The 25,660-nt window shown below is 64.3% G+C and carries 27 protein-coding genes and 3 pseudogenes; 12 read left to right on the forward strand and 18 right to left on the reverse strand.

The features are described from left to right. Positions 1-68: 68 nt before the first annotated feature. From V8352_RS14135 to dapD, 3 genes are read right to left on the reverse strand one after another with little or no spacing between them, the layout of a single operon-like run. Positions 69-491, reverse strand: coding sequence for a hypothetical protein (locus V8352_RS14135; protein WP_336424944.1), 423 nt, complete (start codon positions 489-491; stop codon positions 69-71). Between the two features lie 47 nt (positions 492-538). Continuing rightward, entirely contained in the window at positions 539-1,567 is a 1,029-nt protein-coding gene (locus tag V8352_RS14140) for a sodium:calcium antiporter (protein WP_336424945.1), read from the reverse strand. Positions 1,568-1,623: 56 nt separating this feature from the next. Next, positions 1,624-2,475, reverse strand: a complete 852-nt coding sequence (gene dapD / locus V8352_RS14145) for a 2,3,4,5-tetrahydropyridine-2,6-dicarboxylate N-succinyltransferase (RefSeq protein WP_336424946.1) — start codon at positions 2,473-2,475, stop codon at positions 1,624-1,626. 204 nt (positions 2,476-2,679) lie between these two features. On the opposite strand from dapD, the gene V8352_RS14150 reads away from it, so the two are divergent. After that, the gene (locus tag V8352_RS14150; protein WP_336424947.1) at positions 2,680-3,507 is read left to right on the forward strand and encodes an LOG family protein; all 828 of its coding nucleotides are present in this window, start codon (positions 2,680-2,682) and stop codon (positions 3,505-3,507) included. Positions 3,508-3,519: 12 nt separating this feature from the next. On the opposite strand, the gene V8352_RS14155 is transcribed toward V8352_RS14150, so the two are convergent. The 4 genes from V8352_RS14155 to V8352_RS14170 form a co-directional block, all read right to left on the reverse strand. After that, positions 3,520-3,858, reverse strand: coding sequence for a hypothetical protein (locus tag V8352_RS14155; protein WP_336424948.1), 339 nt, complete (start codon positions 3,856-3,858; stop codon positions 3,520-3,522). 75 nt (positions 3,859-3,933) lie between these two features. Further along, positions 3,934-4,155, reverse strand: coding sequence for a hypothetical protein (locus V8352_RS14160; protein ID WP_336424949.1), 222 nt, complete (start codon positions 4,153-4,155; stop codon positions 3,934-3,936). Between the two features lie 141 nt (positions 4,156-4,296). After that, positions 4,297-5,475 carry a 23S rRNA (adenine(2503)-C(2))-methyltransferase RlmN gene (gene rlmN, locus V8352_RS14165; RefSeq protein WP_336424950.1) on the reverse strand — a complete coding sequence of 393 codons (1,179 nt, stop codon included), beginning with the start codon at positions 5,473-5,475 and terminating at the stop codon, positions 4,297-4,299. 126 nt (positions 5,476-5,601) lie between these two features. Beyond that, on the reverse strand, positions 5,602-6,102 hold the full coding sequence (locus V8352_RS14170; RefSeq protein WP_336424969.1) for an invasion associated locus B family protein: 501 nt from the start codon (positions 6,100-6,102) through the stop codon (positions 5,602-5,604). Between the two features lie 243 nt (positions 6,103-6,345). Here V8352_RS14170 and V8352_RS14175 point away from each other — a divergent pair, with 243 nt between their 5' ends. After that, positions 6,346-7,368, forward strand: coding sequence for an asparaginase (locus V8352_RS14175; RefSeq protein WP_336424951.1), 1,023 nt, complete (start codon positions 6,346-6,348; stop codon positions 7,366-7,368). A 95-nt stretch (positions 7,369-7,463) separates the two neighbouring features. Here the strand turns inward: V8352_RS14175 and serB are convergent, their stop codons facing one another. Next, entirely contained in the window at positions 7,464-8,333 is an 870-nt protein-coding gene (gene serB / locus V8352_RS14180) for a phosphoserine phosphatase SerB (RefSeq protein WP_336424952.1), read from the reverse strand. A 156-nt stretch (positions 8,334-8,489) separates the two neighbouring features. Here serB and V8352_RS14185 point away from each other — a divergent pair, with 156 nt between their 5' ends. Both V8352_RS14185 and serA read left to right on the forward strand, forming a co-directional pair. Continuing rightward, entirely contained in the window at positions 8,490-9,659 is a 1,170-nt protein-coding gene (locus V8352_RS14185; RefSeq protein WP_336424953.1) for a phosphoserine transaminase, read from the forward strand. A 76-nt stretch (positions 9,660-9,735) separates the two neighbouring features. Then, positions 9,736-11,331 (forward strand): phosphoglycerate dehydrogenase, encoded by a 1,596-nt coding sequence (gene serA / locus V8352_RS14190; RefSeq protein WP_336424954.1) that lies wholly within the window; start codon positions 9,736-9,738, stop codon positions 11,329-11,331. Between the two features lie 112 nt (positions 11,332-11,443). On the opposite strand, the gene V8352_RS14195 is transcribed toward serA, so the two are convergent. The 6 genes from V8352_RS14195 to panB form a co-directional block, all read right to left on the reverse strand. Beyond that, on the reverse strand, positions 11,444-11,884 hold the full coding sequence (locus V8352_RS14195; RefSeq protein ID WP_336424955.1) for a periplasmic heavy metal sensor: 441 nt from the start codon (positions 11,882-11,884) through the stop codon (positions 11,444-11,446). A gap of 7 nt (positions 11,885-11,891) precedes the next feature. Continuing rightward, the gene (locus V8352_RS14200) at positions 11,892-12,284 is read right to left on the reverse strand and encodes a hypothetical protein (protein ID WP_336424956.1); all 393 of its coding nucleotides are present in this window, start codon (positions 12,282-12,284) and stop codon (positions 11,892-11,894) included. Beyond that, positions 12,277-12,843: an RNA polymerase sigma factor gene (locus V8352_RS14205; RefSeq protein ID WP_336424957.1), complete on the reverse strand. Its 567-nt coding sequence runs from the start codon at positions 12,841-12,843 to the stop codon at positions 12,277-12,279. Before V8352_RS14205 ends, V8352_RS14200 begins: the two co-directional genes overlap by 8 nt. Before the next feature lie 75 nt (positions 12,844-12,918). After that, complete coding sequence (locus V8352_RS14210) at positions 12,919-13,431, reverse strand: EF-hand domain-containing protein (RefSeq protein ID WP_336424958.1); 513 nt, start codon at positions 13,429-13,431, stop codon at positions 12,919-12,921. 177 nt (positions 13,432-13,608) lie between these two features. Then, complete coding sequence (gene panC, locus V8352_RS14215; protein WP_336424959.1) at positions 13,609-14,457, reverse strand: pantoate--beta-alanine ligase; 849 nt, start codon at positions 14,455-14,457, stop codon at positions 13,609-13,611. Then, complete coding sequence (gene panB, locus V8352_RS14220; protein ID WP_336424960.1) at positions 14,454-15,281, reverse strand: 3-methyl-2-oxobutanoate hydroxymethyltransferase; 828 nt, start codon at positions 15,279-15,281, stop codon at positions 14,454-14,456. Before panB ends, panC begins: the two co-directional genes overlap by 4 nt. Before the next feature lie 192 nt (positions 15,282-15,473). Here panB and V8352_RS14225 point away from each other — a divergent pair, with 192 nt between their 5' ends. The 7 genes from V8352_RS14225 (at position 15,474) to V8352_RS14255 (ending at position 23,158) form a co-directional block, all read left to right on the forward strand. After that, entirely contained in the window at positions 15,474-16,304 is an 831-nt protein-coding gene (locus tag V8352_RS14225; protein ID WP_336424961.1) for a hypothetical protein, read from the forward strand. A 45-nt stretch (positions 16,305-16,349) separates the two neighbouring features. Further along, positions 16,350-17,471 (forward strand): winged helix-turn-helix domain-containing protein, encoded by a 1,122-nt coding sequence (locus tag V8352_RS14230; RefSeq protein ID WP_336424962.1) that lies wholly within the window; start codon positions 16,350-16,352, stop codon positions 17,469-17,471. A 68-nt stretch (positions 17,472-17,539) separates the two neighbouring features. Then, on the forward strand, positions 17,540-18,955 hold the full coding sequence (locus tag V8352_RS14235) for an MBOAT family O-acyltransferase (protein WP_336424963.1): 1,416 nt from the start codon (positions 17,540-17,542) through the stop codon (positions 18,953-18,955). A gap of 15 nt (positions 18,956-18,970) precedes the next feature. Continuing rightward, a complete protein-coding gene (locus V8352_RS14240) occupies positions 18,971-20,050 on the forward strand; it encodes an alginate O-acetyltransferase AlgX-related protein (protein ID WP_336424964.1) in 1,080 nt (359 codons plus the stop codon). A gap of 106 nt (positions 20,051-20,156) precedes the next feature. After that, the gene (locus V8352_RS14245; protein ID WP_336424965.1) at positions 20,157-20,888 is read left to right on the forward strand and encodes a glycosyltransferase family 25 protein; all 732 of its coding nucleotides are present in this window, start codon (positions 20,157-20,159) and stop codon (positions 20,886-20,888) included. After that, positions 20,881-21,738 (forward strand): glycosyltransferase family 2 protein, encoded by an 858-nt coding sequence (locus V8352_RS14250; protein WP_336424966.1) that lies wholly within the window; start codon positions 20,881-20,883, stop codon positions 21,736-21,738. Before V8352_RS14245 ends, V8352_RS14250 begins: the two co-directional genes overlap by 8 nt. Positions 21,739-21,955: 217 nt before the next feature. After that, entirely contained in the window at positions 21,956-23,158 is a 1,203-nt protein-coding gene (locus tag V8352_RS14255; protein WP_336424970.1) for a tyrosine-type recombinase/integrase, read from the forward strand. Between the two features lie 239 nt (positions 23,159-23,397). Here V8352_RS14255 and V8352_RS14260 read toward each other — a convergent pair. Then, positions 23,398-23,613 (reverse strand): annotated as a pseudogene (locus tag V8352_RS14260) (transposase); the annotation flags it as partial. 13 nt (positions 23,614-23,626) lie between these two features. After that, a pseudogene (locus V8352_RS21975) lies at positions 23,627-23,722 on the reverse strand (transposase); the annotation flags it as partial. 200 nt (positions 23,723-23,922) lie between these two features. Between V8352_RS21975 and V8352_RS14270 the strand changes: the two are divergent. Further along, positions 23,923-24,549 (forward strand): phage tail tip lysozyme, encoded by a 627-nt coding sequence (locus V8352_RS14270; RefSeq protein ID WP_336424967.1) that lies wholly within the window; start codon positions 23,923-23,925, stop codon positions 24,547-24,549. A gap of 29 nt (positions 24,550-24,578) precedes the next feature. On the opposite strand, the pseudogene V8352_RS14275 reads toward V8352_RS14270, so the two are convergent. Both V8352_RS14275 and V8352_RS14280 read right to left on the reverse strand, forming a co-directional pair. Continuing rightward, a pseudogene (locus tag V8352_RS14275) lies at positions 24,579-25,016 on the reverse strand (transposase); the annotation flags it as partial. A gap of 313 nt (positions 25,017-25,329) precedes the next feature. Continuing rightward, the coding region (locus tag V8352_RS14280) for a hypothetical protein (RefSeq protein WP_336424968.1) at positions 25,330-25,660 on the reverse strand (331 nt) is incomplete at its 5' end.

The raw sequence follows: 25,660 nt of genomic DNA on the forward strand, positions 1-25,660 counted from the left end.
GACGGAGAAGGGTGCGCAATACGCGCCGCGCGCGCCAACTGATATCTCAAGGTCAAGGGCGTGAGGCTTCAGTCGCCATCCAGCCCCAGATCCAGCGCCTCGGTGCGGCCCTCATCGCCAAAGAATGGCGTCATCTGCGCAACGATCACGGCATTCTCGTCCAGCGCGCGCTGCATCAGGGCGCGGTCCTCGCCGCCGATCTTGTGGCCCTCGGCCTCCCGCTCGGCGAGGGTGCCGTAGCCGCTGACATCCAGCGGCGCGGTGTCCGCCTGCTTGAGAATGGCGACCGTCTCGCGCACGGCCTCGGCCTCGTCCACGCCGCTGGCATAGATCAGCAGGGCCGCGCCGGTCGCGCCCTTGGGCAGGCCGTCACCGGACTTGCGCCCGATTTCGACCAAGAGGGTATAGACCTCCTGCCGCTTGGGTTTCGGCTTGGGCTTCTGCTTGGCGGCGGCTGCGGATTTGGCCGGTTTTTTGTCATCATGCGTCATGGCATCGCATTAGAGGCGCCGCGCGGTGCGGTCAATCGCAAGCGCGCTCAACTGTTGAACACAAGGACGAGCGCAAGGCCGTAGATCCCCATCATCAGCACGCTTTCCATGCCGATCCGGCCGGGCCCCTGCCGCTGGCGGACGATCAGCCCGGCCAGCAACACACCCGTCATCAACAGGCCCGTCGCCAGCCAATAAAGATCATTGTCCGACACCGCGTGATAGATCGAGCCATCCCGATAAGCGATATCGGCCCCGACCAGAAAGAGCGTGTCAAAGGTATTGCCCCCGATGATGCCGCCCACCGCCAGTTGCAGCGCCCCGCGCCGCACGGCAACAAGGGTGGTCACCAGTTCCGGCAACGATGTGATGACTGCGGTAACGACGGCGCCAACAAGGCTGGAGGCGAGGCCGTAACGCGCGATCAAGACCTGACCCGACTGCCCGATCACCCAGCCACCAAGCGCCATCACGACGACGAGGCCCGCAAAGGCCATGGCCGGCCCCCACGCCGAGCGCTGAGCCTCGTCGGGGTCCTCAGGCTCGTCGGTGCGCGTCTCGTCGGTGTTGACCGCGCGCCACATCGGCCGTTCGCGCACCTCCGAAGTCAGGCGCACACCATAGATATAAGCCAGAAACATCAGCAGAGACACCGGATGAACGCCGAAATAGGCCAGCTCCGGCCCCGCGATCGCGGCCAGCGGCATGCTGAGCAGGATGATGAGCATGACGGTCTGGAAAAGGTTCGCAGGCTCGGCAGCGGCATGTTCCAGATTGGCGCGCCGGTGCAGGATGTCCGCGAGCGCCAGAAACAGCGTCTGCGCCGCGATCCCGCCGACGGCGTTGGAAAAGGCATAGCTGGCATCGCCCGATGCCGCAGCCGTGACTGAAACGATCACCCCCGAAATCGAGGTGGCCCCGCCCAGGATCAACCCGCCGATCAGCGCCTCGCCCATGTGGGTGCGATCGGCGATGATGTCGGCCAGCCGCGTCGCGCGAATGGACGATATCACCACCGCCGCCCCGGCAAGGAATGTCGCGACGATCAGAAAGTGTAGAGGCAGGGAAGAGATCATGAAGCACTAGCGCGCCGCAGGCGCCGCAGGTTCCCGCGGCGCCCAAATTAAAAGCCTCAGGTGCGCAACAGCTCGTTGATCGAGGTCTTGGAACGGGTCTGCGCATCGACGCGCTTGACGATGACCGCACAATAAAGGTTCACGCCATTCTTCGACGGCATCGAGCCCGAGACGACGACCGAGCCGGAGGGCACCTCGCCATACATGACCTCGCCAGTCTCGCGGTCGACGATCTTGGTCGACTGGCCGATATAGACACCCATCCCCAAAACGCTGCCCTCGCGGATGATGCAGCCCTCGACCACTTCCGAGCGCGCACCGATGAAGCAGTTGTCCTCGATGATCGTCGGACCGGCCTGCATCGGCTCCAGCACGCCGCCAATGCCGACGCCGCCCGACAGATGCACGTTCTTGCCGATCTGTGCGCAGCTGCCGACAGTCGCCCATGTGTCGACCATCGTGCCGCTGTCGACATAGGCGCCCAAGTTGACGAAAGAGGGCATCAGCACGACGCCGGGGGCGATGTAGGCGCTCTTGCGGACGATGCAGTTCGGCACGGCGCGGAAACCGGCCTCGGTCCACTCGGCTGCGCCCCAGCCCATGAACTTGCTGTCGACCTTGTCCCACCAGCCGCCGCCCTGCGGGCCGCCCGACTGCGGCTCCATATCCTTGATGCGAAAGCCCAGCAGCACGGCCTTCTTGGCCCATTGATTTACATGCCAAGCGCCGTCTTCGCCGCGCTCGGCCACGCGCAGCTGACCACTGTCGAGCGCATTCAGCGTCGCCTCGATCGCCTCGCGCGTCTCGCCGCCAGTGGCGGGGCTGATGGCGTCGCGCGCCTCCCAGGCGGCCTCGATGGCGGTTTCCAGTTGGGCGTTGGACGGTATGTTCGACTGGGCGATGGACATGGGCGGCACTCCTCAAGCGTTTTCACAGTGCGGTATAGGCACAGCCGACCTCTCGCGCAATGCAGCAGGCGCGCCAAGAGGCTTTCGAAGCGCCACTTGGCCCGAATCCCCCAAAACCCGGCGCTGCCGGCTGGCGCTGGTCAACCCTCATGCGAGGGGATACTGCTGGTGGCCCAGAGTCACGTCAGTCCAAGGATGATAGAAATGAGCGAAGACCGCAGGAGCCAGTTTCGCGGAGCCGGCGCAGATCGCAGCACGGCCGAGCAGGTGCCGGACACGCCGCAGACGCGCGCACCGGCCTATCGACTGGCCTTCAACGACACGGATTTCATGTGCCGCGAAGACCTGCGCCCCGTGCGCCTGCAACTTGAATTGCTCAAGCCCGAGTTGATCCTGAACGAGCGCGGCATTCTCAGTACCGTCGTGCTCTTTGGCGGCGCGCGCATCCCCGAGCCGTCCGAGAAAAAGGGCGCGCGCACGAAAACGCTGGCAGATCTGTCGAAATACTACGACGAGGCGCGCGAGTTCGCACGGCTGATGACAGAAAAATCCCTGACGGCCTACGGGCGCGACTACGTGATCGCGACGGGCGGTGGCCCCGGCGTGATGGAGGCAGGCAATCGCGGCGCGGCCGACGCGGGCGGGGAGTCCATTGGCCTCAACATCGTGCTGCCGCACGAGCAGGCGCCGAACGAATATGTCACGCCCGGCCTTTGCTTCAACTTCCACTATTTCGCGATCCGCAAGATGCATTTCTTGATGCGGGCGCGGGCCGTTTGCGTGTTTCCTGGCGGCTTCGGCACGCTGGATGAAACCTTCGAGGCGCTGACACTGATCCAGACCGACCGGATGAAACGCGTTCCCTTCCTCCTTTTCGGCGAAGAGTTCTGGCGGCGCATCATCAACTGGGAGGCACTGGCCGAGGCTGGCACCATCAGCGACGAGGATCTGGAGCTGTTTCAGTTCGTCGAGACCGCCGCGGATGCCGTGCGGATCATCGACGAATGGGACGCCGAGCAAGAAGACTGCTGACGCGCTGCGCGATCACGCTGCCAAGTGGGCCGGGATCGCGCAAAGCGGTGCATCCTTGATCAGCGAGGTTACAATGCGGCCCTCGTCCGTGTCGCGGATACCGTAGCCATAGCCACGCAGGCGGTGCTGCCATTCGCGGTCCGAGACAGCCATGCGGCGCTCGCGGGTGATAACGGCGAGAATGTCGGCAATATCTTTGCTCATTGTTTCAATCCTGATGTTCAATAATTCAATGAAGCTTGGATAGCCAAGCATTGCGGCAACAATCAGAATGGATTTGGGCCGGATCGGGGTCATTTCGGGCCAAACAGCAAAAATCGCCTCCCGGCAGAGATACGGGGCGGCGATCATGTATTGAAAAGGTTGCCCTATGGCATTTGGCCGCGGCGAGCCTTTGGATGGCAGATGCCTCAGAAGGCAGACGTCTCAGGTGGCAGGGCCAAACGACGGGCTGAACGGCAGGTGGCACACCTCGACCCCGTGCGGCAGGGTGGTGACGACTGCACCGGAGCTTGTCTGGCGCACCGCATAGCCGTGGCGTCCTAGCGCATCGTGCCAATCAGACGCTGTGCGGGCGCTGTGCATCTCGGCGATGATAAGCTGAAGCACACCTGCCTCAATCGTCGGATCCTTGTGAACGTAAACCATTGCCGCACCTTCCCTTGCCGCACTCAGCCAAGGCGGGGTGCGATGAAACTCGTTCCGGGGGGAAGGTGCCGCGCAAAGGTGTCAGGATTTGGACCCAAACTCAGCCAAATCGGGGTCTTTGCGGCAAGGAGCGCGCGGGCCTCAGCCCTGCGCTGTCTCGGCCTCGATCTGAGCGCGCGATTTGCGCGCGCGCTCGGTCGCGGATTTCAACTGGCCGCAGGCGGCCATGATATCCTCGCCGCGGGGTGTGCGGATGGGGCTGGCATATCCGGCCTTGTAGATGATGTCAGCAAAGGCGCGGATGCGGTTGTTGCTGCTGCGCTTGTAGGGCGCGCCGGGCCATTCGTTGAACGGAATGAGATTGATCTTGGCCGGGATGCCCTTGATCAGCTTGACCAGACGGCGCGCATCCTCGTCGCTGTCGTTGATTCCGTCGAGCATGACATATTCAAAGGTGATCCGCTCGGAATTGCTGACCTTGGGATAGGCCTTGAGCGCCTCGAGCAGCGCCTCGATGTTCCATTTCTTGTTGATCGGGACCAGCTTGTCGCGGATTTCGTCGGTCGTGCCATGAAAGCTGACCGCCAGCATGCAGCCGATTTCGGCGGCGGTGCGGTGGATCTCGGGCACGATGCCCGAGGTCGACAGGGTGATGCGCCGGCGACTCAGCTGGATGCCCTCGGGGTCCATCGCGATCTTCATCGCGTCGCGGACGTTCTCGAAATTATAGAGCGGCTCGCCCATGCCCATCAGCACGATGTTGCTCAAAAGGCGCGTCTCGTCCTTGGGCGCGCCTTGGGTCGGCCATTCCTCAAGATCGTCGCGCGCGATCATGATCTGTCCGACGATCTCGCCCGCCGTCAGGTTGCGCACCAGTTTCTGCGTGCCTGTATGGCAGAACGAGCAGGTCAGCGTGCAGCCGACCTGAGAGGAAATGCAAAGCGTGCCGCGCCCGTCCTCGGGGATATACACCACCTCGACCTCATGGCCGCCGGCGATTCGGACAAGGTATTTGCGCGTGCCATCACTGCTGACCTGGCGGCTGACGACCTCGGGCGTGGATAGCGTGAATTTCTCTTCCAGATCAAGGCGGTATGCCTTGGACAAGTTAGTCATCTGCGCGAAATCGCGCACGCCCCACTGATAGACCCATTGCCAGATCTGGCCCGCGCGCATCCGCGCCTGCTTCTCGGGGGTGCCGTTGTCGACCAGCGTCTGGCGCAGCGCATCGCGCGTGAGGCCGATGAGATTCGGCTTGCCGTCCTGCGCCTTGCGCGGGATCGTCACGAGGTCCTGGGTGATCGGGGCGGTCTGGGTCATGTGTCGGCCTTTCAGCGTCAGATACCGCCCTATATAGGACTTGGGCGCCAATGCCAAAGGGGTGCGGCGCATATGAAAAGGGCGGCCATGTCAGGCCGCCCTGTCAAACCGGATCGGCAGGGCCGCCTACTCGCAGCGCTTTTCCGCCTCTTCCATCGCCGCCGTATAGCCGATCAGCGAAAAGGTATCCTCGGTCTGCGTGCCCCGCGACGAACGCGCGGTCAGCACCGCATCAGAGCCCCGCTTGAGCGCCGCGATGATGCGCGCATCATCATCCGCGCTGGCAGGCCATGCCCATTCATCTGCTGTATAAAGCTCGAAGCTGTCGCTGCCGACGACCAACTCGACGGTCGAGCCTTCAGCAAAGGGATAACCGCCGGTAAAGGCGACCTGGCCGCGCACGCCCGCATCGGGGCGAAAGAACGTCATGAAGAGAATCTCGCCACGGCGCACCGCGACAACCTCACCACCGCGCGTGTTGACCGTCTCGGTCGGGGCCGACACGGTCCAGCATTCGCGCGGAGTGTCCTCGGTGAAAACGCTCCATGCCGTATTGGCGGCCACCTGATTGGTGCTTTCGCTTTGCGCGAAGGCCGCGCCGGATAGAGACAGGGTCGCCCCGGTCATGATTACTGCGGCCAGCGCGCCGCGCGTCACGTGTGATGCCATTCTTGTGCAGCCTCCAAGCTGTCCTTGAGCCTCAATTGGATCGCGCTTGCCAGCCAGCCCTCTTGGCGGGGATCGAGGCGGGATTTCCGCTTGGCAATCGCTCGTATCTTCTCGACAGTGCAACTTTATCCTGAAAGTCGCCATGAACGAAAGAATGAATTGGCGGAAACCCGCACATCATTTCGTGAGGAACTCTAGACCATGACCACCCCCGCAACCACCCCCCGCAAAGCCCCTGCCCCGATGGCCGAAATCTGGCGCGGTCCAATGGCCGAAAGCCTGCATCTGGGCCATGCGGTGATCTGCGGTCAGGGCGGCGAGGTGATCGAGGCGTGGGGCGACGCGGACGTGCAGGTCTATCCGCGCTCGTCGTGCAAGATGATCCAAGGCCTGCCCCTGGTCGAAAGCGGCGCGGCCGATGCTGCCGGCCTCGGCCCCGAGCAGCTGGCGCTGGCCTGCGCATCGCACAACGGCGCCGCGATCCATACCCAGAGGGTCGAGAAATGGGTGGCGGGCCTCGGCCTTGGCGAGGGCGATTTCCGCTGCGGCAGCCATATGCCCGACGACAAGGAGGCCGCCCATGCGCTGATCCGCGCACACCAGGAGCCTTGCCAGCTGCACAACAACTGCTCGGGCAAACATGCGGGTTTCCTGACGCTGAACCGGCATCTGGGCGGCGCGGCCGACTATATCGAGATCGCGCATCCGGTGCAGCGCGCCTGCCTTGCCGCCTTCGAGGAGGTGACAGGCGAGGCCAGCCCCGGCTACGGCATCGACGGCTGCTCGGCCCCGAATTTCCTGACCTCGCTCAGCGGCATGGGACGCGCGATGGCCTTCTTTGCAGGCGCCCGCGAGGGGGCGGATGCGCGCCAGAGCGCCGCCGCCCGCCTGCGGGATGCGATGATCGCGCATCCCGATCTGGTCGCAGGCGAGGGCCGCGCCTGCACGATGCTGATGCGCGCCTGCAAGGAGCCCGTGGCGCTCAAGACCGGCGCCGAGGCGTTCTTTGTCGCCATCCTGCCGCAGCGCGGAATCGGCGTGGCGCTCAAGGTGACGGACGGGGGCACGCGCGGCGCGGAGTGCGCGATTGCGTCCCTGCTGGTGCGTCTTGGCGCGCTGGACGCGGACCATCCGTCGGCGCGGATGTTCATGAACAAGACCATGACCAACTGGCGCGGCTTCGAGACCGGCGCGATCCGCCCCGCGCCCAGCCTTTTGGCCTAAAGCGTTTCGCGAAACGCAGCGCGACATAAGCGCGACATAAAGGCGTTGCATGCGTTTCGCCTTTTGCTGATGCCTCAGGTTAAAGGCGAAACGCTTTAGGCGGCAAACCCGCTGCGCGCGTAGCCCTGCAAGTATAGCAGCGCGGTCAGATCGCCGTGGTTGATCCGCAGATCGCACTGGGCGGCGACGCTCGGCTTGGCATGCATTGCGACGCCTGCGCCCGCGTGGCCCAGCATCCCCAGATCGTTGGCACCGTCGCCGACGGCCATCGCCTCGGATACATCGATGCCAAGGCGCCCGGCGATTTCATCCAGCGCATCCACCTTGGCCTGACGGCCCAGAATAGGCCGCGCGACATCCCCGGTGAGGGTCCCAGCCTCCACACCCAGCACATTCGCGCGATGCTCGTCAAAGCCCAGCGCCTGCGCCACCGGCCCGGTAAAGGCGGTAAAGCCGCCCGAAATCAGCGCCGTATGCGCGCCCTTTTGCCGCATCGTCGCAACCAGCGCGGCGCCGCCCGGCGCATGGGTGATCCGGCAGGCCAGCACGTCCGCAATGACGTGCTCGGGCAGCCCCCTGAGCAGCGCCATGCGCTCCAGCAGCGCACCCTCGAAGTCCAGCTCGCCGTTCATGGCACGGGCGGTGATGCCGCGCACATGCGCGCCGACGCCCGCCGCCTCGGCCAGCTCGTCGATGCACTCCTGCGCGATCATGGTGCTGTCCATATCGGCAATCAGCAGCCGCTTTTGCCGTCCCTCGGCGCGCTGCACCGCCAGATCGACGCGCAGCTCTTGCAGATCTGCCCAGATATCCCAAAGGTTGCCGGGCACGGCCTCAAGCGGGAATTCCGCCGCCTCATCCTGGCTGAGCCATTGTACCGCACCGCCGCCCCAGGCGTTGCGCAAATTCTCGGCAAGGCCGGGCTCCAGCCCACCTGCGGGCGCGATCAGGGTGGCGACATACATGGATCAATGCTCCGCTTTGGCTAGAATGCGTCGCGAAATCTTCGCGAAGCGCCGCTATAGCCGCATTTTTTCGCTTGCGAAAGGGCGCGCGCCAGCCTAGCACTTTCGGTGGGACACCCTTCCCCAACGAAGGGCGCTTATCTGGAAGGATAGCATATGGCTACCGAAGACCTCGCGCGCAGTGCTGCGCGCAAACCGGACGTGCGGCCCGCAAATCCGCGCTTCTCCTCTGGCCCCTGCGCCAAACCCCCCGCATTCGCATTGGACAAGCTGTCAGGCGCCCCCTTGGGCCGCAGCCACCGTGCCGCCGTGGGCAAGGAGCGACTGAAGGCCGCGATCGACGGCACCCGCAGCATTCTGGGCATTCCCGACGACTACCGCATCGGCATCGTGCCCGCCTCCGACACCGGCGCGGTCGAGATGGCCATGTGGACCATGCTGGGCGCGCGCAAGGTCGAAATGCTGGCGTGGGAAAGCTTTGGCGCTGGCTGGGTGACCGACGCGGTCAAGCAGCTCAAGCTGGACGCCGAGATCAAGACCGCCGACTATGGCCAGATCGTGGACCTGACCACCGTCGATACGGACAATGACGTCGTCTTCACCTGGAACGGCACCACGTCGGGCGTGCGCGTGCCGGATGGCGACTGGATCAAGGATGACCGCGCCGGCCTCACCATTTGCGATGCCACCTCGGCGGCCTTCGCGCAGGATCTGCCGTGGGACAAACTGGATGTGACCACCTTCAGCTGGCAAAAGGTGCTGGGCGGCGAGGCGGCGCATGGCATGATCGTCCTCAGCCCCCGCGCGGTCGAGCGGCTGGAATCCTACGCCCCTGCATGGCCCCTGCCCAAGATTTTCCGCCTGACCAAGGGCGGCAAGCTGATCGAGGGCATCTTCAAGGGCGAGACGATCAACACTCCGTCGATGCTCGCGGTCGAGGATTATCTGCTGGCGCTCGATTGGGCGGCCTCCGTCGGCGGCCTCGCAGGCCTCATCGACCGCGCGGATGCCAATGCAGGCGTCATCGCCGATTTCTGCGCCGATAACGACTGGATCGCCAATCTCGCCGAGGACAGCGCGACGCGTTCGAACACGTCGGTCTGCCTCAAGTTCACGAATCCCGCGATCACCGATGGCGCCACTTTTGCCAAGGCGGTGGCCAAACGGCTGGAGACCGAGGGCGTGGCCTATGACGTGGGTGCCTATCGCGATGCCCCTCCGGGCCTGCGCATCTGGTGTGGCGGCACGGTCGAGACGTCGGACTTGCAGGCGCTGATGCCGTGGATCGCCCACGCCTATCACGCCGAACTCGGCGCGCTGGCCTGAGCCAGCCCAAAGATTGCCAGGCGGGCCACCGGCCCGTCCCCTCCACCCCCCCGTATTCATTCAAAGGACGCTGAAAATGGCTCCCAAGGTACTCGTTTCCGACAAGCTCAGTGAAACCGCCGTGCAGATTTTTCGCGATCGCGGCATCGACGTGGATTTCCAGCCCGATCTGGGCAAGGACAAAGACAAGCTGGCCGAGGTGATCGGGCAGTATGATGGCCTCGCGATCCGCTCGGCCACCAAGGTCACGGAAAAGATCCTCGAAAACGCGCATAATCTCAAGGTGATCGCGCGCGCCGGGATCGGAACCGACAATATCGACAAGGTCGCAGCCTCGAAAAAGGGCGTGATCGTGATGAACACCCCCTTCGGCAACATGATCACGACGGCCGAACATGCCATCGCCATGATGTTCGCCGTCGCGCGCCAGATCCCCGAGGCATCGGCCTCGACCCATGCGGGCAAGTGGGAAAAGTCCCGCTTCATGGGGACCGAGCTGACGGCCAAGACGCTGGGCGTCATCGGCGCGGGCAACATCGGCGGCATCGTCTGCGACCGTGCGCGCGGTCTCAAGATGAAGGTGATCGCCTATGATCCATTCCTCAGCCAAGCCAAGGCCGACAAGATGGGCGTCGAAAAGGTCGAGCTCGATGATCTTCTGGCGCGGGCCGATTTCATCACGCTGCATGTGCCGCTGACGGATCAGACCAGGAATATCCTCAGCCGCGAGAACCTGGAAAAGACCAAGAAGGGCGTGCGCATCATCAACTGCGCGCGCGGCGGGCTGGTGGATGAGGTCGCGGCCGCCGAAATGCTGAAATCCGGCCATATCGCAGGGGCCGCCTTCGATGTCTTTGCCCAAGAGCCTGCGACCGAAAATCCCCTTTTCGGCCTGCCGAACGTGGTCTGCACGCCTCACCTTGGCGCCGCGACCACCGAGGCGCAGGAAAACGTCGCGCTACAGGTGGCCGAGCAGATGTCGGACTACCTGCTTACCGGCGCGGTAAGCAACGCGCTCAACATGCCATCGGTCACCGCCGAAGAGGCCAAGGTCATGGGCCCCTGGATCAAGCTTGCCGGACATCTGGGCGCCTTCATCGGCCAGATGACGGACGAGCCGATCAAGGCGATCAATATCCTCTATGACGGTGTGGCCTCCCAGATGAACCTCGCCGCGCTTACGTCTGCCTCGGTTGCAGGCATCATGAAGGCAGTGAACCCCGAGGTGAACATGGTCAGCGCGCCGGTCGTCGCCAAGGAACGCGGCATAAAGATCAGCACGACCCACCAAGACAAATCCGGCGCTTTCGAAGGGTATATCAAGCTGACGGTCGTCACGGACAAGCGCGAGCGCTCGATCGGCGGGACGATCTTCTCGGATGGCAAGCCGCGCTTCATCCAGATCAAGGGCATCAACATCGACGCCGAAATCGGCAATCACATGCTCTACACCACCAACCGCGACGAGCCCGGCATCATCGGCGCGCTCGGCAACACGATGGGCGGCAGCGGCGTGAACATCGCCAATTTCACCCTCGGGCGCAGCAATGCGGGCGGCGAGGCGATCGCGCTGCTCTATGTCGATGCGCCCGTGCCGGACGACGTGATCGAAAAACTGCAGGCAACCGGCCTCTTTCAGCAGGTCAAACCTCTGCGTTTCAACGTCGATTGATGACACGCCCTGCGGCGGATCTTGCGCCGCCGCAGGGCTTTCATTGTTCTGAAAATACTCAAATCGGCCAGTCGATGCGAGGCCCACACGCCAAGGTGTGGCGCCGCGCCACCTACTCGCGCCGCGCCCCCCGATGGCGCATCTTGTCCTCCAGACGGTCCGCATAGGCCGCGCGCTCGGCCGGGCTCATCCTGGTGAGGGCCCCGATCAGCCCCGCCTCGGCGCGCTCGGCACGCGCCGCGCCCAAGGCGCGCTGCTCGCGCAGCAGCGCCTCCAGCGCCGCGGGATCGAATGGATCCGCGCGCAACGTGTCCATCAGCGCACCAAACCGCGCACGGCGATCCTGCGGGTCACTGCGCCGCCCCTCCCGCAGTTCCGCACGGACAGGGTCAGGCAGCGCCGAGATCAGCGGCGAGCCGCGCCAGCGGCCCTCCCGGTCGCCGCCGCGCCCGGTGATCGCGGCACCCGCAATCACGCCAATGAGCGCGCAGTTCAACGCCAGAGAGGCGATGCAGATCAGGCGCCAGCGGCGCGCGGTCAGGGGCCGGGACATGACGCGATCACTCCATTTCCAGATACTGAAACTCATAGGCCGGCAGGAGCGTATTCATCGCCACCCTGTCGTTGCCCGGCCAAGCGGCGTCGCTCAGCCCGGCCGGATTGCTCAGGCCGATACCCAGCCCGGCGATACCCGCCGCCATCAGCGCCGCCCAAGGGGCAAGCCGCGCGGGCCGCGGACGCTCTTCCCGAGCGCTTCGCGCAATGCGGGCCATCAGCAGATCGGACACCTCAGGCGGGGCACGCCGCGCGGCCTCCAGAGCCGAGAGCGCGGTGGCATCGCCCTCGATGCGCGCCATCAATGCCTCCGAGACGGCGGGTCTGCGCAAATCACACAGCGCAGCGTCGATGTCCGGGACCGGCGCAGTGCCGGAGGTGTCATGCTTGTCACTCATATCCCAATGCCTTCTTGCGATCGACCAATGCCCGTGCCAGCGCGGCGCGTCCGCGCGCGGTCAGGCTCTCGACCGCCTCGACGCTGATATCCATCGTGTCCGCGATCTCGGGGTTGGGCAACTCCTCGATATGGCGCAGCACCACGGCAAGGCGCTGTCGCTCGGGCAGGTCCATCAAAGCGGCACCCAGAGCATCGCGGCGCTGTGCGTCCTGCAATCGCTCGTACGGCGCGGGGGCCGGATCCTCGGGCTCGCCCGCCGCCTCGAGGGGCGCAAGTCGCCCGCGTTTGCGCAGGCGGTCGGTGCAAAGGTTCGCCGCAACGCGGTAGAGCCAGGTCGAGACCTGCGCGCGCCCGGCCTCCCAGTCGGGCGCAATCCGCCACAGCCGCAAGAGGGCCTCTTGCGTCACATCCTCGGCTTCGGCCATGTCGTTCAGCATCCGCAGCGCGACGGCCAGAACACGCGGCGCGTGGCGCTCCGCGAGCGGGGCCGCCGCCGCCAGATCGCCGTCGGCATAGGCCGCCATCAGCGCTTCATCGGACGGCATGGGCGCATTCATGGCGCGCTCATGCCGCAGGTGCCGTAAAAATGCCCGGCCAATCGCATGGCGTCATGCAAGGCCGGGCCAGGTCCATCACTCGCCAGCATCCTCGGACTGGTTGCTCTCATACTTCTTGCCATCATGCATCTTGCCATGGTGCTTCTTGCCATGATGCTCTTGCATCTTGGCCAGCTCATCCGCATCCAGAGTACCGTCATCATTGGCGTCGAAGCGGTCGAACATGCGGTCAATTCGCTTGCTCATGCGGTCCTTGTGCTTGCCTTGCATGTCCTCTGGGGAAATCTGACCGTCGCCGTCAGCGTCAAGGCGGGCAAAATGGCGCTCGGCGCGCGCGGCCGCCTCTGCCTGGGCGCGGGCCTTCATTTCGTCGAGCGATATGGTGCCACTGCCGTCAGTATCGATCTTGTCGAAACGCGCCTGGGGCGCGGCTTCGACTTCGGCCCGGGTGATCTGGCCATCGCCATCGAGGTCCAGCATCATGATGTGCGCGCCCTTCATAGCGCCCTTGTCCTGCGCGTAAGCTGCGGGAGCGATGGTTGCGGCGGCCATAAGGGCCATGAGGCCGAGTTTGGAAAAATGGGTCATCTTGGTGTCCAGTTCATGCTGTTGTTTTGCCTTGCGACAGGGATGATACGCAGGGCAGCGGCGCCTCCGTCGGGCGGGGGCCGAATTTCTTTGCGCATCCCGCATTTTTCCATTGCCGGAACCTCCGGCAGGAGCAGTTCGACCTAGAGAAAACCAAACGCAAAAAAAACCCTGCGCTCAGCCTTCGACGGCGATGTTGTCGATCAGGCGCACGCCCGCCAGCCAGGCGGCGGCAAAGAGGCGCGCGGGCCGCGTCGGGGCTTCGAGAAGGGCCAGATCGTCGTTGGCGCGCATTTCGAGGTAATCGACACTGGTAAAGCCGACCTGATCCAGCACCCGGATCGCGGCAGCCTGCGCGTCGGAGAAGCCCTCGCCCGCGGCGGCGGCGCGGGCCACGATCTGCATCTGCTCGGGCAGCGCGGACGCAAGGCTGCGCGCGCGCCCCGACAGCAGGAGGTTGCGCGACGACATGGCCAGCCCGTCCTCCTCGCGGATGGTGGGACAGCCATGCACGGTGATCGGGATATCGAGATCACGGGCCATGCGGCGCACGACCTGAAGCTGCTGGAAATCCTTTTCGCCGAAGAAGGCATCGGTGGCGGCTGTCTGGGCGAAAAGCTTGGCCACCACTGTGGCGACACCCTCGAAATGGCCGGGGCGGTGGATCCCGTCCATCACCTCGGTCAGGCCCGAGACCGAAACGGTCGTGGCGAAGCCCTCGGGATACATCTGATCGCCGTCCGGCACGTAGATCGCATCAATGCCAAAGCGCGCCAGCTTGGCCGCGTCGGCCTCTTCGGTGCGCGGGTAGCGTGCCAGATCTTCGGGCGAGCCGAACTGGCGCGGATTGACGAAGATGGTGACGATGACGCGGGTGCAGACCGCCTTGGCGGCGGCGACCAGCGACAGGTGGCCATCGTGCAGCGCGCCCATCGTGGGAACGACGCCGATCGTCTCGCCTGCGAGGCGCCAGGGGAGGGTCGCGGCGCGCAAATCATGCAGGCCGCGCAGGATCGGCGCGCTCATTTGGCAGGCGCCTCATCGGTAAAGAGATGCTCGCGCGCCGGGAAAGCGCGCGCGCGCACTTCGGCGGCATAGGCGGCGATTGCGGCCTCGCCATCCTGGCCCAGCGCGGCATAGCGCTTGACGAACTTGGGTTTGAACGCGGTGAAGAGGCCCAGCATGTCGTCGACGACCAGGATTTGTCCATCGCAGCCCGCCGAGGCACCGATGCCGATGGTGGGGATGGAAATATCGGCGGTGATGCGGTCGGCAAGGCCCGCTGGCACCTTTTCGATCACGACCGCAAAAGCGCCCGCCTCGGACACGGCGCGCGCGTCCTCGCCGAGCAGGCGGGCCGCCGCGCCGCGCCCCTGCACCTTGTAGCCGCCGAGCGTGCCGACCGACTGGGGGGTGAGGCCGATGTGGGCCATCACCGGCACGCCGCGCGCCGTGAGAAAGGCAATCGTCTCGGCCATATGGGCGCCGCCCTCCAGCTTGACCGCCGCCGCGCCCGTCTCGCGCATGAGGCGGGCGGCATTGCGCATGGCCTGCCTTGGGTCTTCCTCGTAGCTGCCGAAGGGCATGTCGATGACCATCATCGCCTTGTCGAGCCCGCGCGCGACGGCCTGCCCGTGCAGGATCATCATCTCCATCGTGACAAGCGTGGTCGAGGGCAGGCCATGCAGCACCATGCCGACGCTGTCACCGACCAGCACGAAATCGCAATGCGCATCCATCATCCGGGCCATGGGCGTGGTATAGGCCGTCAGGCTGACAATCGGCGCGCCGCCTTTCATGTCGCGGATGTCCGAAGGAAGCGGGGCGGTCTGGCGGGCGTTGGCGCTCATCGGCGGGCCTCGGGGTTGCTGCGTCGCGGCAATGCCTAGCAAGGTTGGCGGCGTAATTCCACCGCTCTCTTGCCCGCCGGGGCCGGGCCGGTTGCACAGGCTGCGCAAACCACTAGAGGTGGTGTGACGCGCCCGGACACCTATATTGCAAGGGTGCGGGAAAAGCCGGCGCGCAAAAGGAGGCAAGATTTGATGCAGATATCTGCCAAGCTCCTTGCAGCGGCGCTATGGGCGCTGTCCTGCGTGGCCCTCGTGCTGCCGGGCGCGGCCGTGCCGAACGCGGCGCAGGCACAGGCGGCCCAGAATGACGCGCAATCGGTCAGCCGGGCCGATCTGATCCGTCTGCTCGGGCGCCTGCACGAGGATGGCGCCGTGCGCGCGGACCTTGCCGAGTTGGGCTTTGCTGGCGAAAGGCTGGATCTGGCGACCGACCATGCGGCCGGCATGCTGCGCGATCCGGTCATCGCAGGCTATATCGCCGACCGCGTTCTGGCCGTGCGCGATGGGGGCATGGTGCCTATGTCGCGCGCGCAGGGCCTTTTGTGGAGCGTGATCGACGAGGGGCTGGGCCATCTGCCGCTGCGTGATCTACGGTATTACTATCTGGTCGAGCAGGCGGTTCTGGGCGCCATGCCCACCGCCATTTGCGGGCGCGCCGTTCGCGGCGATCTGGCGCCCGACCGCATGGCCGAAGAGACGGCGCGCGCTGCCGCGCGCCTCAATGTCGAGGGGCTGCGCAATTACTACCGCATCCAGAAGCGCGCGGCGCAACTGGGCGCCGAGCGCGGTGCGATGCGCCTTCCGCCCGAGCGTGCGGCGCGCGCCGAGGCGGCCATCTTTGGCGTCGTCACGCGCGCCATCACGGCGCGCAAGGATGCCGCCCGCGTCATGGGCAGTTTTGCCAACCTCGACCGCGCCAGCACGCGCGAAGCCTGCCTTGCAGGGCGGATATTCATCAACGCGGTGCTGACGCTTGAGGGGCGCGAACTGCATGATGCGCTGATCCAGCTCAGCACACCCTGACACGTGGGGGCGGTGCGGACACTTGATAACCGGACGGCACGGCACGTGTGGCTGAATACCCATGGCCTTGGCACATTGGGCACCGGCGCACCCGACGTGATGGCAATGGTCCGGCAGATCGGATTTTTGCAGATCGACACGATCCGCAATGTGACGCGCGCACACAATCACATCCTCTGGTCGCGCAATCCGAACTACCGCGAGGGGATGCTGTGGCCGCGGCTTGGCACGGAGCTCTTTGAACATTTCACCCATGACGCCTCGCTGATCCCGATGGAGGTGCTGCCGGTTTGGCAACGGCAGTTTGCGCGGCTCGGGGCCAAGGCGGCCTCTGCCGCGTGGTATCAGTCGGGCCTTGGGCAGGCCGAGATCGCCGCCATCCGCGCCCGGATCGAGGCCGAGGGGCCGCTGTCGACCCATGCGTTCGACACCAAGGCCGCCAGCCGCGAGATGTGGGCGCGCCCGCCTCACAAAAAGGCGCTCGACCAGATGTGGTATGCCGGAGATCTGGCGACCTGCAAGCGCGAGAATTTTGTCAAATTCTACAATCTGGGTGACCGCGTGTTTCCCGCGCAGCTCCGTTTCGAAGAGGATGACACGGCGGCCATCGACACGCTGTGCGACATGGCGCTGGATCGGCTCGGCTTTGCCACCTGCGGCGAGGTGCAACGCTTCTGGGGCGCGATGAGCGCGCAGGAGGCGCGCGGATGGGCGATGCGGCGGCAGTCTGCCGAAGTGGAGGTGACAGGCGCGGACGGGGCGCGCCGCGCCGCCTATGCCGCGCCCGATCTGGATGCACGGCTGGAGGATCTGCCCGCGCCCACCGCACGCCTGCGCATCATCAACCCTTTCGATCCGGCGGTGCGCGACCGCGCGCGCCTGATGCGTCTTTTCGGGTTCGAATACGTCAACGAGATGTTCGTGCCCGCGCCCCAGCGCCGCTGGGGCTATTACGTCTATCCCCTGCTCGAGGGGGACCGTTTCGTCGGGCGGATCGAGCTGAAGGCCGACCGCGCCGCAGGCTGGCTGCGCGTCACCGGCCTCTGGCCCGAACCCGGCACGCGCTGGGGCGCGGCGCGCACCGCACGGCTTGAGGCCGAACTGGCGCGACTGGCGCGCATGATCGGAGCCTCGCGCATCGACTGGCAGGTGCGCGCGCCTGCCTGAGCACATGGCTGGCGTTTGTGGGCGAGAGGCAATATGCACAAGGTCAATTCGATCCGGATGCCTGCCGCGTGCTTTTCAGCTCTCCCCAGTTTGTCTTTGCATTCCTGCCTCTCAGCCTTCTGGGGTATTTCGCGATTGCGCGGCTGGCGGGCGCGCGTGCCAGCCTGGCGTGGCTGGTGCTCTGCTCGCTTTTTTTCTACGGCTATTGGCGGCTGGACTACTTGCCACTGCTCATCGGCTCGATCCTCGGCAATTACGCCATCGGCGCGGCCATTCAGGCGCGGGCAGCAGCAGGCGCGCGGCGCGCCGGGTTTGCCCTGCTGATCCTTGGCATTGCAGCCAATCTCGCGCTTTTGGGCTATTTCAAGTATTTCGGCTTCTTCATCAAGACGCTGAATGGAGTCACCGGCGCCCAGATGGCGGTGCCAAGCCTTGTCCTACCGCTGGCGATCTCGTTTTTCACCTTTCAGCAGATCACCTATCTGGTCGATAGCCACAAGGGGCAGGCCGCGCGCGGCAGCCTGCTGAATTATACCGTATTCGTCACCTTCTTTCCGCAGCTGATCGCAGGCCCGATCGTTCACCACAAAGAGATGATGCCCCAATTCGCACGTGCGGCGATGCTGCGCTTGCGCTCCAAGAACCTGCTGGCCGGATGCATCATCTTTGGTCTTGGCCTGTTCAAGAAGATCGGCATCGCCGATACATTCGCCATCTATGCGGATGCGGGATATGCCGATCACACGCAGCTGACCATACTGGACGCCTGGATCACGACATTCTCCTACACCTTCCAGCTCTACTTCGATTTCAGCGGCTACAGTGACATGGCCATCGGCGCCGCGCGCATGTTCGGCATCCGACTGCCGCTGAACTTCCTGTCGCCCTACAAGGCGACGTCGATACAGGATTTCTGGCGCCGCTGGCATATCACGCTGTCGCGGTTCCTGCGCGACTACCTTTACATCCCGCTGGGGGGCAGCCGCCGGCGCGAGGGGCGCGTCGCCGCCAACCTGATGATCACTTTTCTGCTGGGCGGGCTGTGGCACGGCGCTGGCTGGACGTTTCTGATCTGGGGCGCGATCCACGGGCTGGGCCTTGTGATCGGGCGGGTGTTCAGCCGGGCGGGGTTGCGCCTGCCGCACGTTCTGGCCTGGGCGCTGACCTTTGCCGTGGTCCATCTGAGCTGGGTGTTCTTTCGCGCCGAGGATCTGGCGCAGGCGATCGACATTCTGCAAACCATGTTCGGCCTCGACCCTTCTGCACTGGAGGGGCCGCGCCATGTGGTCATCGCCGAGGCCAGCACGGCGGGCAGGTATCTGCTGCTGGCGCTGATCGGCGTTCTGGCGCTGCCTAATACCTACCAATTCACGCGCGATATCCGCCCCCTGCACAAGACACTGGTCGGCGCTGTCCTCTTTGGGGCGGGCTGCATCATGATGCTGGTGTCGCGCAGTGATGTCTTTCTCTACTTCAACTTCTGACGGGACCCCTCAGCCATGTATAGCGCCCGCCTGACCCTCTTTGCCGCCATAGCCGCCGCGATGCTCATGGCGCTTCCTGCAGCCAATGTTGCGTCACGCGCCGCCGTGGGCGGCACGCTGCTACCGCCGGATCTGCGCGATCTGTGGTCGCTCGACCGGATCGAGGGAAACCTCGGCTACCTCGCGATGACCTGCTGCGACCGCTCGCTTTTCCCCGGCCGGGTGCAGATCGGGCGCGAGGGATATCTTTTTCTGGGCGATGAAGATGGCGAGGTGATGGCCAAGACGGAGGGAACATGGCCTGCGCCCGAGGGGCACGCCCTGGCGCTGGCCAAAGCGCTGGCCACCCTCAGGCGCGGGGTCGAGGACGCGGGCGCTGCCTTCACCGCCGTGATCGCCCCCAACAAGCATTCGGTCTATCCCGAAATGCTGCCGCCAGAGGTGACGCCGCCCCCCCGCACCGTGACGGATGACCTGATTTCTGCCGCGCAGGACGCCGGAGCACCGCTGCTGGATCTGCGGCCTGCCTTGCGGCGCGCCAAGGATGGCGCGCAAGCCTACTTGCGCACCGACACCCATTGGACCCGCGCGGGGGCCGCCGCCGGCTATGAGGCAATGATGGAGCATCTGGGCGCGCGCACCGTGCCCTATGATCTGGCGCCGGTGGGTGCGCCTGCAGGCGATCTGGCGCGCCTCCTCAAGATGCAGGCGCTCTATCCCCCCGACACCGAGACCGACTACCGCATCACGCTGCGCGCGGCGCCCGTCACATGCGCTGCGGAAATCGGGCTGCTTTCCGGCAACGAAGGCCCATGCGAGCCCGTTCAGACCGACGAGCTGTCGGTGATGGACAAGGTGCTGCGCGTCACGCGCACTGCCGACGCGCCGAATCCTCAGACGGTCCTGATGCTCTGCGACAGTTTCTGCACCGCGTCCTCGGCGCTCTTCAACGCCAGCTTCACCGAGGTCTATCGCGTGCACTGGAAATTCATCGACGACCGCGCGCTGGAGCGATATCTGGGCACGCTGGCGCCCGACATCGTGATCCTGCAGATGGTCGAGCGGGACGCGCTGTCGCTGGGCCTAGGCCGTTAGGGCGCGCATTTCAGGGTGGATTCGCACGGCCACTTCTGGCACCTGATCTGGCACCTGCCCTGCTATCTTTCGCTCCGGGCAGCCCCACTCGGAGGTAGGTCGCGCCTTGGATCTCGATTGCTTCATCATTCATCTGGCGCGCGCGCGGGACCGCGCGGCGCAGGTCGCGGCCACGCAATCGGCCCTGCCCCTGCGCTGCCATATCATGCCGGCCACCGACGGGCAGAGCATGACCGACGCCGAAGCGCGCGCCTACACGCCCGGTGCGCAGCGCCCGCGCTATCCCTTTGATCTGCGGCCCTCCGAGGTGGCGACATTTCACAGCCACCGCGCCTGCTGGCAACGGATCGTGGACGATGGGCTGACTGCCGCGCTGATCATCGAGGACGATCTGGAGATCGACACGCAGGTATTCCTGCCAGCGCTCGCGCTTGCGTGCGCCAATGCCCGAGACGGTGATTTCGTGCGCTTTCCCATCAAGGCGCGTGAGGATACGGGCGACACACTGGCGCGCGAGGATGGCATCCGCCTCAGCCGCCATGATGCCGTCGCTCTCGGCATGGTCGCGCAGCTGGTCACCAAAGGCGCCGCCCGCAAGCTGCTGGCCGCAAGCCAGACCTTCGACCGGCCCGTCGATACCTTCCTTCAGATGACATGGGTGCACGGCGCGCGCATCCTGACCGCATGGCCCACCGGCATTGACGAGGTCTCGGCCCGGCTGGGCGGCAGCCTCATCAGCCGCAAGGAGGGGCTGGCAGCCAAATTGCGGCGCGAGGCCCTGCGCCCCCTCTATCGCCGGCGCATTGCAGCCATGGCGCGCAGGTATCCCAATGGCTGAGACGTCCATGCCCCTCACCATCGTCACCGTGGCCTACAACAGCGCGGCGGTGCTGCCCGCCATGCTGGCCTCGGTGCCGGCAGATGTGCCGGTCGTCATCGTGGACAACGCATCGCGCGACCGTGATGCGCTGCGCAAGCTGGTAACCGATACCGTGACCATTGTCGAAAATGCGGCAAACGAGGGCTTTGGCCGTGCGTGCAACATCGGCGCCGATCTGGCGCGCAACGAATTCATCCTCTTTCTCAATCCCGATACCGTGCTTGAGCCAGGCGCGCTGGACGCGCTGGTCGCGGCGGCGCGCGCCTATCCCGAAGCATCCGCCTTCAATCCCCTGATCCTCGAGGAGGATGGCCGGCCCCATCTCAAGCGCCGCAGCGATCTGGTGGCGCGCGCCCGCTGGCTGCCCAAGGGCGCGCCCGAGGGCGATATGGCCCTGCCCGTCCTGTCGGGCGCGGCGCTGATGGTGCGCAAGGCGGCCTTTGACCGGATCGGGGGCTTTGATCCCGCGATCTTTCTCTTCTTCGAGGATGACGATCTGAGCGTGCGGCTGGAGCGTGCCTGTGGCCCCCTGATGCTGGTCCATCGCGCCCGCGTGCGCCACGTCGGCGGCGCCTCTTCGCAGCCCAGCCGCGCAGGTGAGCGCATCAAGAATTGGCACTGGGGCTGGTCGCAAATTCATGCGGTCCGCACCAACCGGGGCCTGCCCGCCTGCGTGGCGCCCTTCGCCAAGGCAATGCTGCGCGCCTGCTCGCCCGCAACGCTGGCCTCGGGCGCAAGACGGCGAAAATACGCGGCCCGGCTTGCAGGCATGTGGCGCGCCCTCACAGGCGGCGATGCGCAGGGCTGAAGGGCAGCAACGTCTCGCCGCTTGCCATCCGATGCGCGCGCGGCGCGTGGCACAAGATTGTGGTGCGGGCGGCGGGCACCATCTACATGTATCAGGGCGTATCATACCGTACCTCTACCCTGTTGTTCTTGCTCAGTGTTTCGTTTGAGTGTATCAGGAGGTATCAAATCGTTTCACCAAAACACGCCCCGCATTGGGGGGCCACCTGGGGGGCTGGATGGCGGGCCAGAGCAAACTGACAGCATTGAAAATCAAAGCTGCGATTCCGGGCGACAAGCTACAAGACGGCGGCGGCCTGATCTTCAACAGGACGGAAAGCGGCGGGAAATGGATATTCCGGTACTCTTTCTCTGGCAGGCGCAGGGAAATGGGTTTGGGCTCGATGCCAGACGTCACGCTGGCCGACGTGCGTCGTGCCCGTGCCCGCTGGGCAGCGGTCCTGCAAAACGGACTAGATCCGATCAGCGAGCGGCAGCGCATCAAGGCTGAAGAGGTCGCATCCCTCAATCGAGACGATCCAACTCTCGCTGAAATGATCGACACGGTGTTCGAGGCGCGAAAGGATCAGCTGCGCGGTGATGGGACACGCGGGCGCTGGCTGTCGCCGCTGCGCGTGCATGTCATACCCAAGATAGGCGCGCGGCGCATGTCCACGATCCATCAACGCGACATTCATGACGTCCTCGCGCCGATCTGGCGCACGAAACACGAAACCGCCGACAAGGCTCTTTATCGGCTGCGCATCGTGTTCAAACAAGCCCGGTACATGGGCTATGACGTCGACCCCTTCATCTGTGACGCGGCCCGGCACATGCTCGGGCATCACGATCACGAAGAGAAGCCGATCGCCGCGACGCCATGGCAGGACGTGCCGGCGCTTTTCGAGCGCATCGCGGGTCCGCATCCGTCGCACTTGGCGCTGCGCTGGTCGATCCTCACCGCGACGCGCGGCATGTCGGCGCGCGGGGCGCAATTCAATGAGATAGACGGCGACGTGTGGACAGTGCCGGCGGATCGCATCAAGGGGAAACGGGGCAAGGTCAAAGACTTCCGCGTGCCGCTGTCCGACGCCGCAATCGACGTGCTGGAACAGTGTCAGGCGCACGCGCGCAACGATTTTCTATTTCCCAGCCCGCGCGTCGGCTATGTGAGCGTGCAGGCGTTGACGAAGGTGCTGGACCGGCTGGGCGAGGCGGGGCGCCCGCATGGCTTCCGCACGTCGTTTCGCTCATGGATACAGGACACGAACGCCGCGCCCTTCGATGTCGCTGAGACGGCGCTTGCCCATATCGTCGGCAGCAAGATCGAGCGCAGCTATGCCCGGTCAGACCTTCTAGACCAGCGCCGCGCGCTCATGGAGCGATGGGGCCGGTTTGTTACCGGCGAAGCTGCAGGCGATGTGGCGCAACTCCGCGGTTAAAATTCACTCAAACGCTCCAATCCAAAGCGTCTTCTGGTCGTGGCTGAGTTGGCGCATGCGGTCAGGAGATAGATGGAAGCCCCCTATGCCCGCTCAGATCATTTCGAAAATCTAGGCAAGCCGCTGGAAAGCCGAGCAGATTAACTGGGCATCCTAGGAGCTGGATTGGACATAGCCAGTTGCCCATGCGATGGCATGGATTCATCTTGCCATATTTGGCGCCCTAGAGCATATCGCGTTTAATTGGTTCTGTGTCCTGCTGCCTTGAAGAAATTGTAGCATTGCTCGTGGTTGAACAGGTCGCACACATTCCCGACCGCCTGCCAAAGCTCATGGTAGGTTCGGGCGGCAGCCTTTCTGATCAGCGCCTTGAGCTTTGAGAATGCCATTTCTATGGGGTTAAGATCTGGGCTGTATGGCGGCAGGAACAAAAACCACGCGTCGATGTCCCGCAAGGCTTTGGCGGCTGGCCTTCACGAGATCGTCCACAGAGCGCGTCGAGACGCCATGGACGTATGCCTCCTGGATCACCGCCACGAGAGCCTTCTCGGCCGTCCGCCGGGGAGGCCGAGGCCATGGTGCTGGAATCCCACAGAATCTCCCGTTTCGATGCCCCAATCCTGGCAGAGTGGCGGGCAAGAAACCGCCGCTTTTGGGCTTGCGAAAGCACACGAGTTGCTCTTCTGCAGCGCAGCGTGAAATAGGACTTCCTTCAGCGCCGTTCACCGACGGTGCATCCGTATTTGCAACAGAGGTGAAGCCCCATGAGATATTTTGCCGCTGCAACGACCGCCTTTCTTATTGCCACTACCCCGCCCGCTTTCGCCGATCGCGGATCGAATCTTCCCTCCGCTAATTCGCAGCCTGCTGCCGCGACTGAGGCGCCGGAGACACAAGCCGCGCCGATCACCATTCCCGAACAGCTGATCACGAACCTGCAAAGGGATTTCGGACTGACACGTAGCCAGGCGGCGGGGATCACCGGAAACCTCGCCCATGAGTCCGGCAATTTCCGTATGCTCGCCGAGATCGATGGCGGATGTTATGGTTATTCCCAGTGGTGCGGCCCCCGCAAGAGCCGATTTCGCAGCTACGCCGCGCGCGTCGGCGGCCAAGAGAGCTTCCAGGCGAATTACGGCTACCTCCATTACGAGCTGAAGTCCGAGTATGGCGCGATGATGCGCCGGATCCGCGCGACGGATGACGTGAGCCAAGTTGCCCGCATCTTCATGAAGACCTACCTGCGGCCCCGCGCCTCGACCGCTAACCTGCAAAGGCGCGTGCGTTTCTCGGAGATGTACCTGGCGTACAGGTTCGATGGAGCCGGCTGCTACTCGCATTTCCAGCTCGAGGCCAGCAACCGGCCCGCTGCCTGCCCCGAGAGTACGTAGGACGTCCGGTCGTTGCCAATGAACGTTTAGTCAACTTCGACTGTGCCGCCATTGCTGCCAAACGGGCCCAGACCACCAGAGCGCATGCACTCACGGATGCGGTGCGTCAGGAACCATGCTCTCTTGTAGGTGATGCCCAGAACGCGGTGAAGCTGGTGGCTGCTGATGCCCTTTTTGCTGGACACCATCAGGTGAATGGCTTGCAGCCACAAGTGCAGCGGCAGGTGGCTGTCCTCGAAGACGGTGCCTTTGCGTACGGTGAACTGCTTGCGGCACTTCCAAAGGCCATGGCGCTCCTTGCCCTTGGGGTTCTTCTTGTTGGCCTTCGTGCGAACACCTTCCAGCTTGTAGGCGCTATCTACCACGCCGGAGTGAGGGCAAACAGGACCATCAGCTCAAAGCATCGCTTCAACATGGGGAAAAGCGGCTGCTTCGTCGTGCATGTAAGGGGCGGAAAGAACAGACATGGTGAAAACCTCTAACTGATTGATTCCAATATAGGAGTCTCAGCTGGGTTTGCTAAATATACAATCGCCTAAAAATTGGCACCCAAAATCTTCAAGACGGTAGCCCTCGACCTGCTCCGTCACTTGCCAATTGCTCCAGGCACGGGGCAGAATCCGGTGCCTGTCGCTATCGTCCATGTCGGCGTAGAGGACCCGAGCTGCCTCCAGTCTCTTGCCAAGCGCCTCAACCACCTTAAAAAGTCAATTGCAGGCACCCAAACAAGCGTTTCGCCAAAGCATTTATAGGCTTACGTGAAAGAGTTTGAGTATCGCTTCAACCGCCGGATGCGTCCTCAGGTGATGCTTTCGGAGTTGCTTTCGCGCTTCCCTGAGTTGGACGCTTAATCAGCGCATCCAGCTTGTCGAGGTCACCGATTGGATCGGCTTCATGCTTTTCGATGAACTTTTCTAATTTGCCGTTTTTTCTGGCCTCTTTTAGTCTCATTTGGTCCTCTTTCTTAAGCGCCTTCACGAAAGACTTAATGCCCGGACGTGAAAAAAAGGCTTCTTCGCGGTTTGTGTGGGTGTGCGGGTCTCCGGTCAGTTCACGACCACACCAGATGTTGTGTCGTAGGGTGACGCGGGCAGGTGCTTGAGCCGACCGG

The sequence above is a fragment of the Roseovarius sp. D0-M9 genome (genome assembly GCF_037083805.1).
In the GTDB taxonomy this organism is placed as follows: Bacteria; Pseudomonadota; Alphaproteobacteria; order Rhodobacterales; family Rhodobacteraceae; genus Roseovarius.